This window comes from Serratia sp. K1WW1 (assembly GCF_055790865.1).
The window spans coordinates 5627700-5640977 of record NZ_CM147697.1 but is presented as its reverse complement, the minus strand read 5'-3'; the positions used below and the strand labels follow the sequence as shown (position 1 = coordinate 5640977).

10 protein-coding genes are annotated in these 13278 nt (G+C 56.1%); 4 read left to right on the top strand and 6 right to left on the bottom strand.

Annotated elements, in window-relative coordinates; all coding sequences use genetic code 11:
* Positions 1–24: 24 nt before the first annotated feature.
* The 4 genes from glpG to malT all read right to left on the bottom strand — a co-directional run bounded on the left by glpG (position 25) and on the right by malT (position 5409).
* Entirely contained in the window at positions 25–861 is an 837-nt protein-coding gene (gene glpG, locus ACX9GU_RS25665; RefSeq protein ID WP_021807440.1) for a rhomboid family intramembrane serine protease GlpG, read from the bottom strand.
* A gap of 157 nt (positions 862–1018) precedes the next feature.
* Complete coding sequence (gene glpE, locus ACX9GU_RS25660) at positions 1019–1345, bottom strand: thiosulfate sulfurtransferase GlpE (protein ID WP_021807441.1); 327 nt, start codon at positions 1343–1345, stop codon at positions 1019–1021.
* 102 nt (positions 1346–1447) lie between these two features.
* The gene (locus ACX9GU_RS25655; protein ID WP_473195237.1) at positions 1448–2377 is read right to left on the bottom strand and encodes an autotransporter family protein; all 930 of its coding nucleotides are present in this window, start codon (positions 2375–2377) and stop codon (positions 1448–1450) included.
* A gap of 317 nt (positions 2378–2694) precedes the next feature.
* Positions 2695–5409 (bottom strand): HTH-type transcriptional regulator MalT, encoded by a 2715-nt coding sequence (gene malT, locus ACX9GU_RS25650; RefSeq protein WP_473193300.1) that lies wholly within the window; start codon positions 5407–5409, stop codon positions 2695–2697.
* Between the two features lie 592 nt (positions 5410–6001).
* Here malT and malP point away from each other — a divergent pair.
* Together malP and malQ are read left to right on the top strand one after the other, a co-directional pair.
* Complete coding sequence (gene malP, locus ACX9GU_RS25645; protein ID WP_473193299.1) at positions 6002–8407, top strand: maltodextrin phosphorylase; 2406 nt, start codon at positions 6002–6004, stop codon at positions 8405–8407.
* Between the two features lie 9 nt (positions 8408–8416).
* Positions 8417–10498 (top strand): 4-alpha-glucanotransferase, encoded by a 2082-nt coding sequence (gene malQ / locus ACX9GU_RS25640; RefSeq protein WP_473193298.1) that lies wholly within the window; start codon positions 8417–8419, stop codon positions 10496–10498.
* Positions 10499–10571: 73 nt separating this feature from the next.
* Here the strand turns inward: malQ and nfuA are convergent, their stop codons facing one another.
* Together nfuA and gntX are read right to left on the bottom strand one after the other, a co-directional pair.
* Positions 10572–11147 carry a Fe-S biogenesis protein NfuA gene (gene nfuA / locus ACX9GU_RS25635; RefSeq protein WP_021181724.1) on the bottom strand — a complete coding sequence of 192 codons (576 nt, stop codon included), beginning with the start codon at positions 11145–11147 and terminating at the stop codon, positions 10572–10574.
* 58 nt (positions 11148–11205) lie between these two features.
* Positions 11206–11889 (bottom strand): DNA utilization protein GntX, encoded by a 684-nt coding sequence (gene gntX, locus ACX9GU_RS25630; RefSeq protein WP_473193297.1) that lies wholly within the window; start codon positions 11887–11889, stop codon positions 11206–11208.
* 31 nt (positions 11890–11920) lie between these two features.
* Here gntX and bioH point away from each other — a divergent pair, with 31 nt between their 5' ends.
* Positions 11921–12691, top strand: coding sequence for a pimeloyl-ACP methyl ester esterase BioH (bioH, locus tag ACX9GU_RS25625; protein WP_473193296.1), 771 nt, complete (start codon positions 11921–11923; stop codon positions 12689–12691).
* Between the two features lie 298 nt (positions 12692–12989).
* Positions 12990–13274, top strand: a complete 285-nt coding sequence (locus ACX9GU_RS25620) for a YdgH/BhsA/McbA-like domain containing protein (protein WP_021181721.1) — start codon at positions 12990–12992, stop codon at positions 13272–13274.
* Positions 13275–13278: the final 4 nt, after the last annotated feature.

Below are 13278 nucleotides of genomic sequence, written 5' to 3'. Positions count from 1 at the left end.
CTAATACACCGATGTGCCTGGTTGTTATTGTTCGTTGTGCGCGCGATGCCGCGTATCCCAGAATGCCATTAATAACCCTATCACTAAACCGGCAACGTGTGCCGCATTGGCGATCGACATTCCTAAAATATCGAAATAACCGGCCACCAGCCAGAGCGCGGAAAAGACCATCAAGCCCCTTGGCAGGTTCAAACCGCGTTCCGGTGCGCGTTCACCGCTCAGCCAGACGTAGCCCATCAGCGCGTAAACCACCCCGGAAAGCCCGCCGAACAGCGCACCGCTGAACAATGACTGTGCCCAGCCGCTGAAAAAGGCCGACACTACGGCGATCACAAACAGCTTGCCGGTGCCGAGGCGTTTTTCCAGCGGACCACCAAGATACCACCACCACATCAGGTTAAAGGTAATGTGCAGCAGCGAGAAGTGCAGAAACGCATGGCTGACCCAGCGCCACAGCTGGCCATATTGCGAGCTGTTTTGCGGCCAGGAGAGCCAGAACATGACGGTATCATCACCCAGCACCTGCATCAGGATATAGACCAGAATACACAGGCTCATCACCGTCAGCGTCAGCGGCCCGGCCTTGCTGCGGATGATTTGCAGGTAAGAAAACTGTTGATACTGTAGACCGGCATCGGTGCTGCCTGCCTGCCAACTGGCGGCCTGATAGCGGCGGTTGAACGGATCGAGCAGGAACTGTTGCAGTTCGTGTTGCACCTGCTCCAGATGGGCCTCGTCCGCCAGCCAGATTTCGGCTGCATCGCCCGTGGCGCGGACTTCAAGTACAACCCCCTGCGTTGCCATGTAATCGACAAAGGCCTGCGCCAGGCGAGGGTTGGATACGGCGATCACTCGAACCATAGATTTTCCGTCTAAGTAGATGACTTTGGCCACGGGCAAAACCGCCGATGGCATTGGCGGCTGATTATACCGTTGAAATCCTGAGCGCAGGGAAGGGATCTGACAAAAACAGTGCAGAATTCAGCAATTGGCCGCCCAGAAAGGCGGCCAAAGGGGATTAGGCGGAGGTCTCGACGTCCTGTGGGAACTGACGGGCCCAGGCCTCAAAGCCGCCATCAATACTGTAAACCGCGTCAAACCCTTGATGCAGCAGATACTGCGCGGCGCTGCGGCTGCTGTTGCCGTGATAGCACATGACCATCACTGGGCGATCGAACTCGTTCTGTTGCATAAAGGCGGACAGGGTGGCGTTGGTCAGATGAAAAGCGCCTGGCGTATGCCCAGCTTCAAAGCTTTGTGGATCGCGGATATCAACCAGTGCGGCGCTACCGTCTTTCAGACGTTGGTGTGCTTGCACAACGTCGATCGTTTCAAACTGTTCCATAACTGCAAAATACCGGGTAATGGGGAATGACGGTATTGTATCCAACTTTGGCTGGATTTAGACCAGAGCAACAGCAGGGACTTTATCCCCGCCGTCTTGCTGTTACCAGCGATAGCTCACACCCAAGGTGCCACCGTAATCCTGGTAGCTGTTGGCTCCCATGGTGATCCCGCCTTCAAACCACAGCTGCATGTTGTAAGTACTAGGCGAATGCAGGCCTAATTTGACCTCAAACAGATCATCCAGGGAGTTGGATTCTACCCGCGTATCATTAAAGTTGACCGCGTTCTTGCCACTATTATGCCACCAGTTGGTGGCGAGATAGGCGGTAGTATAATCGTCTTGATCGCTGTACCAGCGAATGCCGACGCGTGAAGTAAAGTTTGGTGCATCGGCCTGATGAATATAGACGCCCGCCGGATCCTGATAATTATCGGCATCGAAGCGGTTATAAATAATCTGCAGCTGTGGCTCGATAATTAATTCGAGTGCCGAAAATGGCTGCATGGCATAGCCAGTTTCCAGCGAGGCGCTAAAGCTGGTGCTGTCATAATTCTGCTTGCCCTGGGCATAGGTCACGCTGTTGTTAAACCAGGCATATTGCAGCCAGGAATCGACATACGCCCCAGAATGCTTTTTCTTATCCTGATACCAGGTGCTGTAAGCGCCGATAGAATAGCCGTCGACTTTACCTTCGGATGAGAGGGTGGCGTTGTTAGCGCTGCTTTTGGCGTGGCCGTAGCCGGTCATCAGGCCTGCCGTCCACTCTTCTTTGTTGTTATCCAAGGCCAGCAAATCCCCGCCAAGCATAAAGACCTGACGATCCATATCGACGGGCAAGCCGTTATCGCCTGCGCTCAGATCCTTGCTGTGATAACCCGAAGCGCGCATCCAGAATTGACTGTCCCCTGGCGCGGTCTTTCTTTGGTGCAAGGTATGAGAAAATAACGTTGATGCGGCAACCTGATTCCCCAGATAAACCCCGGCGTCGGGCCGAGAACTATAATCGATGAGGGTATCCGTGCTCGCCATGGCTTGAGAGCCAATAAGATAAATTCCGGCTGTAATAAGTGCTTTGCTGTTTATTGCCACAATCCCAACTCCCTATGGAAATTTGCCGCAATAGTACCCAGATGAAACGATAATGTCATGAGAAAACAGGCGGGCTTTAGATTGACCGCAGGTGATATCGCTCGACCTATTTATTTGGTGGATATATTAGGCTCTATATATTCTCCAAACTTGCAGGTTTATGGTCGAAAGCAGTTATCAAATGTGACACGTTTGGCCCCTTCTCCCACAAGGAGAAGGAGCCACACGGGGCTTAACCTACTGATCTGCTGTTAAAACTACGCGCCATAACCCATCATTTTCAGCAACTGCTGTGCCTGCTGCACCGCTTCCTGGCGATGTGCGACTCCCAGTTTCTGATACAGATTACGGATATGGGTTTTGATGGTGGTGGCCGCCACGGCCAGTTCCCCGGCAATTTGATCGTTGCTGTAACCGGAGTAAATCAGGCCCAGCACCTGCCATTCACGTTGTGTCAGCGGGCTCGTGCGGATCAATTCTGGTACCTGCGGGTGAGTGAGCAGCTTATCGACGAAGTTCTCGTCAAAATGAGCGAACTTGTGCCGGTGATGCTGGTTGATATCGCGCAGAATGCGCTGGGCGCGATGTTGTTCCATCTCCGGCAGCGTATTGAGCTGGATCAGTTGACGCAGTTGCTGCGCCATGGCCTCTCCCTCGATCACAAAGTGGCTGATAAACCCGGTACGGTTGGCCAGCGAAAGTGACTCTATCAGCGCGCGCTGGGCATCCACTTTGCGGTCCATCTGCCAGTAGAGATGGTTACTGAGCAGCAGGTTACGGTTGAGATCGCTCACCAGCCGCAGGCGGCGGGCATTTTCGTTCAGCTCGTCCAACACCACTTCGGCTTCTTCGTACTGCCCAAGCAGGATCTGCACGCGGGCGATATTACGCCATTGCCCCTGCATAAAGTGGTTGTTGGCCATTCCCGGTTTTTCGGTATTGCGCAGCCAATTGGCCGCTGCGGTGGTATCCCCGGTCATCTGCCAGTGGATCACCCTGGGTTTATCGGCATTGGTCAGCCAGTCACGGTGATACTGCGAGCCATGCAGCAGGACTTCGCTGCGCAGCAGGTGAGCATTGGCATTATCCAGATCGCCACGCGCCAGCGAGCATTTCGCCAACATCGCCAGGCATTGCAACTGCTGCTGCGGCTGGTAGTTAGCCAACACCTTCAGCCCTTCACGTGCCGCTTCTTCGGCTTCGTCCAACCGTGACCACGACCAGAGCACCTGTGAGCGGATGCGCAGCAGGAATTCGTGCATCGGTAACTGCTCCAGATGCTGTTCACGCACCAGTTCAAAGGCCTTATCCTGCGTTTCATAGGCGGCTTGCAGGAACCCTTGCGCGATCAGAATTTCGCTCTGCTGCAACAGTGCCCACAGGGCATAGTGATAAGCCTGATGGCGGCGAGCCATCTGTTCGGTTTGCTGCATCATGGGCAACGCCCGTGCCAATTCCCCCTTGCAGTGGTGAACCTCACCGGTAACGGAGGTGGCCACAATGCGGCTGTAATAGCTGGATAGCGGCAGGAATTTCAGCGCCTCGGTGGCAAGGCGTTCGGCCTCTTCCGGTTTACCGGCGTTGATCGCCACCTGAGCACGCAGCGCGTCAAATTCAGCGTGCTGAGTCTGGTCAATGACGATCTTTTGCTGGAGCATGGCCTGTTCGGCGCGTTCCAGCTGGGTATTAACTTCGCTGTAACGGTGCTGGCTTTGTGCCAGCCAGGCTTGTAGCAGCGCCAGTTTCGGGTTCTGGATCAGCCGTTCGTACGGTAGGGCATTCAGACACTCTTCCAGCAAGGCCAGCTCGCTGTGATGGAACAACGACCAGGCATGTTGCAGCAGGATATCGCGCAACATGCTGACATCGCTGGCCGCCAACGCATGGTGAATGGCTTCCGCCGGGTATCCGAGCGCCAGCCAACCTTCCGCCGCCGCATGGTGCAGGCCTGGCAGTTCCAGCGCCAACTCCCACTGGCAACGCTGGCGCAGGAACGAGGCAAACAGCGGGTGGAAACAGAACCACTCGCCGGTGTCGTCCATACGGTGAATAAACAGGCCCTGGCGCTCAAGCTCTTCCAGGCGCTGCTGGCCGTTGTCTTCCCCGGTCAGGCGCACGATCAACGCGTCGTTCATCGAACGCAGTACCGAGCAGCGCAACAGGAACGCGCGGGCATCGGCATCGACGCGATCCAGCACTTCATCCACCAGATAGTCGGACAGGTGGCTGGCGTTCAGCCCGGCCAGACGTTTGGCAGATTGCTGAGCGGAAGAGGTGGATTGGCGGGCGGAGAGCGCGATTAGCTGCAAGGCGGTTGCCCAGCCCTCCACTTCGTCACACAGACGGCTGCTGTCATTGTGCTCCAGCGGGGAGGTTAGGCGGCAGTCAAAGAACTGTTTAGCCTCCTGATGATTAAAAGCCAATTGGCGCGTGCTCAGCTCTAACAGCTGATCGCGTACGCGAAGATTGGCGATCCCCAGGGGAGGCAGAGTGCGGGAAAGGATCAGCAGCGTCAGATTTTCTGGCTGGTGGCGCAGGAAGAAACGCATCGCTTCATGGATCTGGTCATTGGTGATCAGGTGATAATCGTCGATCACCAGGTATAGCGGCTGGTGCCAGTCGGACAGTTCGATAAACAGCTGGGCAAACAGCGCCGAAAGGTTGGCGTATTGGTGTTTCTGGCTTAATGCCTCGCTTTTCACGCAGTGCCCAGTGGTGGCCTGCTGCAGCGCGGCGATCAGATAGCTGGCGAAGCGCTCCGGCTGGTTGTCGCTCTCGTCCAGGGAGTACCACCCCAGATCCGATTTGCCCGCGGCCCATTGTGCCACCAGCGTGGTCTTACCGTAGCCTGCCGGGCAATTGACCAATGTCAGGCGATAGTTAGCCGCACCGGCCAGCTTCGCCAGCAGACGATCGCGTACCACGGTATTTTGCAGCCGTACCGGACGGCTCAGTTTTGATGGGATCAGCATAATATTCCAGGTGTAAAGTGCGGTTCCCGCCGCCGAAGGACTGCCCGAAGGAATTTATTTCACCGTGTTCCTGTCTCGGGACCGGGTTGAGTTAATTATTTTGTAGCTCGTAATTAATCCCCCTCTTTAACTTCGAACATCGTCAACGGTAATGCAACAAGCTTGCGCTTTGGCTTGAAGTTAAATTGCTATTGATCACACTTTTTTATGTTTGCCCCCGGTTCCGCTCTAACTGCGCTTTACATCGCGCCTGATTACCCTCAGAAATTACCTTGTTTTTCGGCTGTTAGTGGACAAGTACAAAACTTCATCAGCTATCATAACTGTGCTAACGTCCTGAGGTTTGCCGTCGATTTTATGCTCACCGGTGATATCGATGGGCTTTCTTACCGTACGCAAGGGGGCTTAAAAGTGCCTGAGATCACAGTTTCAGCTACGCCCCAATCCTCCTCCCCAGCTAACCCCCAGGCGGGATGATGCCATTGCGGGTTCTCCCCGGCACGATAGTGAAAAAATTGGCCCATTTACTACCCAATGGAACTCAAGTTGCCGCTTGAAAGACGACGGGTACACCGGATAGAGAGTTTTACCTATGTCACAGCCTATGCTCAAAAAGGACGTTTTTCTGGCTGCACTGACTCGTCAGTGGCAGCGTTTTGGCCTCAGCTCCGCACAGCAGATGACTCAGCATCAATGGTGGGAGGCCGTAAGTGCCGCTCTCGCCGAACAGCTGGCCGCGCAGCCTGCGCCGCGTAAAAGCAGCAAGTCGTTGCGCCATGTAAACTACATCTCGATGGAATTCCTGATTGGCCGCTTGACGGCCAACAACCTGATCAACCTTGGCTGGTATGACACCGTTGAGGCGGCGTTGGCAGAGCAGGACGTCAAGCTGGCCGATCTGTTGGAGCAGGAAACCGATCCGGCGTTGGGTAACGGTGGCCTGGGGCGTTTAGCCGCCTGTTTCCTGGACTCGATGGCCACGGTGGAGCAACCGGCTACCGGCTATGGGCTGAACTATCAATACGGGCTGTTCCGTCAGTCGTTCAAAGAGGGCCATCAGCAAGAGGCACCGGATAACTGGCAGCGCGAGAGCTACCCGTGGTTCCGCCATAATGCGGCGTTGGCCGTGGATGTCGGGATCGGTGGCAAAGTAGAGAAGTTGGCCGATGGCCGTGAGCTGTGGCGCCCGGCGTTTACCCTGCGTGGGGAAGCTTGGGATCTGCCGGTGCTGGGCTTCCGTAACGGGGTCACCCAGCCGCTGCGCCTGTGGCAGGCAACGCATAGTCATCCATTCGATCTGGGGGATTTCAACGACGGCAAATTCCTGCAGGCGGAAAAGCAGGGTGTAGAAGCCGCCAAGCTGACCAAAGTGCTCTATCCGAATGACAACCATCAGGCTGGCAAACGCCTGCGCCTGATGCAGCAGTATTTCCAGTGTGCCTGCTCGGTGGCCGATATTCTGCGTAAACACCATCTGGCCGGGCGCAAGATTGAAGAGTTGCCGAAGTACGAAGTGATCCAACTCAACGACACCCACCCAACCATCGCCATTCCAGAGCTGCTGCGTATTCTGCTCGATGAGCACCAACTGGATTGGGATGCGGCCTGGGCGATCACCAGCAAGACCTTTGCCTATACCAACCACACCCTGATGCCGGAAGCCCTGGAGTGCTGGGATGAGAAACTGGTCCGCAGCCTGCTGCCGCGCCACTTCTCTATCATCAAGCAGATCAACGCCAACTTTAAGCGGTTGGTAGACCAACACTGGCCGGGCGATGAGGCGGTGTGGGCCAAGCTGGCAGTGCACCACAACAAGCAGGTGCGCATGGCCAACCTGTGCGTGGTCAGCGGCTTTGCGGTGAACGGTGTGGCCCAGTTGCACTCGGACCTGGTGGTAAAAGATCTGTTCCCGGAATATCACCAGCTGTGGCCGAACAAATTCCACAACGTCACCAACGGCATTACGCCGCGCCGCTGGCTCAAGCAGTGTAACCCGGCATTGTCAGGCCTGATCGATACCACCCTGAAAGTGGAGTGGGCCAACGATCTTGATGCACTGAAGGGGCTGGAAAAATATGCCGAAGATGCCGCTTTCCGCGAGAAGTACCAGCAGATCAAGCGTGATAACAAGGTGGTCCTCGCCAACTACGTGCACAGCGTAATGGGGCTGACGCTTAATCCAGACGCGATCTTCGACGTGCAGATCAAACGCCTGCACGAGTACAAGCGCCAGCATCTGAACCTGCTGCATATTCTTTCGCTGTATCGCCAACTGCGGGATAACCCGGATCTGGACATCGTGCCACGCGTATTCCTGTTTGGTGCCAAAGCTGCGCCGGGCTATTACCTGGCGAAGAACATCATCTATGCGATCAATCAGGCCGCAGAGAAGATCAATAACGATCCGATCGTCAAAGATCGCCTGAAAGTGGCCTTCATCCCTGATTACCGCGTTTCCGTCGCTGAACTGATGATCCCGGCGGCGGACATTTCCGAGCAGATCTCCACCGCCGGTAAAGAAGCGTCGGGTACCGGGAATATGAAGCTGGCGCTGAACGGCGCACTGACCGTTGGCACGCTGGACGGAGCCAACGTCGAGATCGCCGAGCAGGTCGGCGAGGACAACATCTTTATTTTCGGCAACACCGTGGAGCAGGTCAAAGCGCTGTTGGCCAAGGGTTATGACCCGCTGAGCTATCGCAAGAAAGACAAGCACCTGAAGGCAATCCTGGACGAACTGGCCAGCGGCGCATTCAGTCACGGTGACAAGCACGCTTTCGATATGATGCTGCACAGCCTGTTGGAAGGTGGCGATCCGTATCTGGTGCTGGCGGACTTTGCTTCCTACTGCGAAGCTCAACGGCAGGTAGACAAACTGTATCGTGACCGCGACGAATGGACGCGCCGCACTATCCTTAACACCGCGCGCGTAGGCATGTTCAGCTCGGATCGTTCGATCCGTGACTATCAGCAACGCATTTGGCAAGCCAAGCGTTAAGGAGTGCGAATGAGTAAAGGTATCGATCAGGTAGCAGCCCAGGCTGGGATTGCTGCCGATTACATCAATGCCCACGGCCAACGCCAGGCGATTTCGCCGGAAACCAAACGCAAGCTGTTGGCGGCGATGAACCCGGCGTCGTTGCAGCCGTCAGTGGCTCCCTTGCCGCTGGTTAAAGTCTTTTATCATGGCAACCCGGTGGCGCTGCCGCTGGGGGGAGATGGCGAGTTTCATTGGGTATTGTTGCGTGAGGATGGTAGCCAGCAAGAAGGCCGTGCCAGTGCGCATAAAACCCTGACCCTGCCGGGCAAGTTACCGCTGGGTTATCACCAGCTCACGTTGTCACAGGGGGAGCAGCAATGGGCCTGCCGGCTGATTGTCGCCCCCAAGCGTTGCTACGAACCGGATGCATTGTTGACCGGCAAGAAGCTGTGGGGGGCCTGCGTACAGCTCTACACGCTGTGTTCCGAGCGTAACTGGGGGATTGGCGACTTTGGCGATCTGCGGGCGATGGTCGGTGAGGTGGGTGAACGCGGCGGCGCCTTTATCGGGCTCAACCCGATCCACGCGCTGTATCCGGCCAGCCCGGAAAGCGCCAGCCCTTATAGCCCGTCTTCGCGCCGCTGGTTGAACGTGGTGTATATCGACGTCAACGTGGTGGAGGATTTCCAGCTCAGCCAGGCCGCGCAAAAATGGTGGCAGAAGGCTGCGACGCAGAAGCTGTTGGCCAAGGCGCGTAGTAGTGAGCTGGTGGACTACAGCACGGTAACGCAGTTGAAGCTGGCGGCGTTGAAGCTGGCTTTCCCGCATTTCCAGGCCCGCAAGCCGCAGGATGCGCTGAAGCAGGAATTTGAGCGCTTCGTCGGCGAAGGGGGCAGCAGCCTGTATCAGCAGGCAACGTTCGACGCGTTACATGCCCATCTCAGTGCCAAAGATAGCACTATGTGGGGATGGCCAGCCTGGCCGGAAGAGTATCAGCAGGGCAACAGCCCGGCAGTGGAAACCTTCTGTAAGCAGCATGAGGATGAGATTACCTTCTATCTGTGGCTGCAATGGTTGGCGGCCAGCCAGTTTGCCGAGTGCTTCGGCCAAAGCCAGCAGTGCCAGATGCCAATTGGCCTGTACCGCGATCTGGCGGTCGGGGTGGCAGAGGGCGGGGCGGAAACCTGGTGTGAACGCGAGCTGTATTGCATGCAAGCTTCGGTGGGTGCTCCGCCGGATATTCTCGGGCCGCTGGGGCAAAACTGGGGCCTGCCGCCGATGGATCCGCATGTGATGGTGGCGCGGGGGTATCAGCCGTTTATCGATTTGCTGCGGGCCAATATGACCAGCTGTGGCGCCTTGCGTATCGATCACGTGATGGCGATGCTGCGTTTATGGTGGATCCCTTATGGTGAAACGGCCGATCACGGTGCCTATGTGAAATACCCGGTTGACGATCTGCTGGCGCTGTTGGCCCTGGAGAGTCAGCGCCATCGTTGCATGGTGATTGGGGAGGATTTAGGGACCGTGCCGGTGGAAATCGTCGGCAAACTGCGTGATAGCGGCGTCTATTCCTACAAGGTACTGTATTTCGAGCACGATGCGGAGAAGCAGTTCCGTGCGCCGCAGTCTTATCCGGTGCAGGCAATGGCGACCATTACCACCCACGATCTGCCAACGCTGCGTGGCTATTGGCAAAGCGGCGATCTGACCCTCGGTAATCAACTGGGGTTATACCCGGATGCGGAAGTGCTCAAAGAGCTGTTTGCCGATCGTGAACGGGCCAAGCAGGGGCTACTGGACGGGCTACATCGCTATGGCTGCGTACCGCAAAAGGTCGGCAAGAAAGCCTCGTTGTTGAACATGAGCCCGTTGCTGAACCGGGGTCTGCAACGCTATGTGGCTGACAGCGCCAGCGCCTTGCTGGGCCTGCAACCGGAGGACTGGCTGGATATGGCGGAACCGGTCAATATTCCTGGCACCAGCGATCAGTACCCGAACTGGCGGCGCAAGCTGAGCCAGACCTTGGAAGCGATGTTTGACGATGTTGAGGTCAACCGTTTATTGAAGGATTTGGATAAGCGACGCAGAAAGGTTTCGGTAGGTTAAATGCATCGGGGGCGGTTTACCGACCCCGATGGAGATAGGCAGGGCGCAAAACGGAATTGCGCCCTGATAGTTATCAGTAGTAGGAGTGCTCGCCGCGCTGGTGCTCGGTGAGATCGCGCACGCCTTTCAGTTCCGGGAACTTTTGCAGCAGCTCTTTCTCGATCCCTTCCTTCAGCGTGACGTCGACCATTGAACAACCGTTGCAACCGCCGCCGAACTGCAGGATGGCCAGCGCGTCGTCGGTGATTTCCATCAGCGTCACACGGCCACCGTGGCCAGCCAACTGCGGGTTGATCTGCGATTGCAGCACGTATTCTACGCGCTCCATCAGTGGCGCATTGTCGTCCACTTTGCGCATTTTGGCGTTCGGCGCTTTCAGCGTCAGCTGTGAGCCGAGCTGATCGGTGACGAAGTCGATTTCGGCGTCGTCCAGATAAGGCGCGCTCAGCTCATCGACGTAAGCGGACAGCTTTTCGAACTTGAGTTCGGTATCTGTCGCTTCCACCGCGTCTGGCGGGCAATAAGAGACACCGCATTCGGCCGTCGGCGTACCCGGATTGATCACGAATACGCGGATTTGGGTGCCTTCTTCTTGGCTTGCCAACAGCTTGGCAAAGTGTTCCTGTGCAGCATCTGTTATACGGATCATAGCATTAGCTCAATAGTTGACTTCTATAGTAGGTTATAATACGCCCATTGCCGTGGTACTACAACGTGCGGCAAACGCACCAAATCTGCAATGATGCGACGCCCTGCTTCTGTAACAGTGTAGCGATTTCCGCCATGGTGCTGCCAGTGGTAACCACATCATCCAGCAGCGCCACATGTTTTCCTGCCAGGTTCTCATCACAACGGAAAGCCCCACGCAGATTACGCCGCCGCAGGCGCGCTATCAATTGCTGTTGTGGCGCGGTTGCCCTGATGCGGCGTAATGCCGCAGGGCGATATTCGCAGCCCAACCAGCGGGCCAGTGGCAGGGCCAACAGCTCGCTTTGGTTATAGCCGCGCCGCCAGCAGCGTTTATCCTGCAAGGGTACCGCTAAAATCACCTCCGGTCTGTTCAGATGTTGCTCTCGGTGCGCCCGCAGCCAATGCAGCAGGATCAAACGAGCCAGAGTGGGAGCCAGTGCGGGTGTCTGCTGGAATTTGAAATTTTTCACCAGGGTGCTGATGGGCGGGCGATAATCCGAAACAAATACCAAGGCTTGCCAAGGGGGCGCCTTTTGCAGACATCGTCCGCAAGGCTGATGGGGATCGCCACTGGGCAAACCGCAAACCGGGCAGCAACAAGGTTTGGCAGGCAACGTCCGCAGGCAGTAGCTGCAGATGCCCTGTTGCATCAGCCGTAATGGTTGCCGGCATAGCCAACAGCGGCTGTGGATTGGTAGCATAGTCACCTCCGTTTTAGCAGGACAATAACTGATGACTGAGCTGTATTGGAAAACACTGGGCGAGGGCGATCGCGATCTTGTGCTGCTGCACGGATGGGGATTGAATGCCGAGGTCTGGGGTTGCACGCTGGAGCGATTGGCTCCGCATTTTCGCCTACATCTGGTGGACTTGCCTGGCTATGGCCGCAGCCAGGGCTATGGGGCCGTCTCGTTAACGGAGATGGCGGAGATACTGCTGGCCGCCGCACCCAAGCAGGCTTATTGGTTGGGGTGGTCCCTTGGTGGGCTGGTAGCCGGGCAGATTGCCCTTATGCAGCCTGAGCGGGTAACCGGGCTGATCACCGTGGCTTCTTCGCCCTGCTTTACGGCGCACGACCCGTGGCCGGGGATCCGCCCGGAGGTGCTCAGTGGCTTCCAGCAGCAGCTCAGCCATGATTTCCAGCGCACCGTGGAACGCTTTCTGGCACTGCAAACGCTGGGCACGGAAAGCGCTCGTCAGGATGCGCGCCAGTTGAAAACCGTAGTGCTCAATCAGCCGATGCCGGGCGTTGAGGTGCTTAACGGGGGCCTTGAGATGCTACGTACGGTGGATCAACGCCAATCATTGGCGGCACTGACGATGCCGGTACTGCGTATTTATGGCTACCTTGACGGACTGGTGCCGCGCAAAGTGGCTAGCCTGCTGGATGAATTGTGGCCAAACTCCACCTCGGAGGTGATCGCCAAAGCGGCCCATGCGCCGTTTATCTCTCACCCCGAAGCATTCGCTAACATTATTAATCAATTTGTTGCAACCGAGTAATGGCGCGGTCTGGCGGCGATATCTCATTGATTACAGATTATAAACGCACAAAATGGCGGTAAATTTTTAACCATTAAGTGGATAAAAACTAAACCTGTTCGATACTTGAAGGGGTAAATGCGTGGCTACAAGGTGAATATAGGCTTATCAATCTTCACTTTGGCGATTTGTTTCTGGGCAGAGGGAGCTTCGTCAAGGAAAGCAACGAAGCTGTTAGACGTCGCGGTAGCCAAGCTCGATGACGCATTTGTTGTTAGTCGCTTTCATAAAACCAATTTATCCATTGAGAGGTATTGTCATGAAATCATTGAAGATGATCGTTGCGGCGTTGATTGTAGGTTCAGTGTCTTTCGGTTCGATGGCTGCAACCTTGCTAACCAAGGACGAGCTGGATAAGAACCCAGGCAAGTATGAGAAAATTGGCACCGTGTCTTCAACTGCACAGGCCACCGATCCGATGGACTTGAAAGATGAATTGTCCAAACTGGCCGATGAGAAAGGGGGCCAATACTATGTCGTGCTGGCTGCCCGTGAGCACGGCAAGTTCAGCGCCGTAGCCGACGTGTATAAAGACAAGCAATAATCTT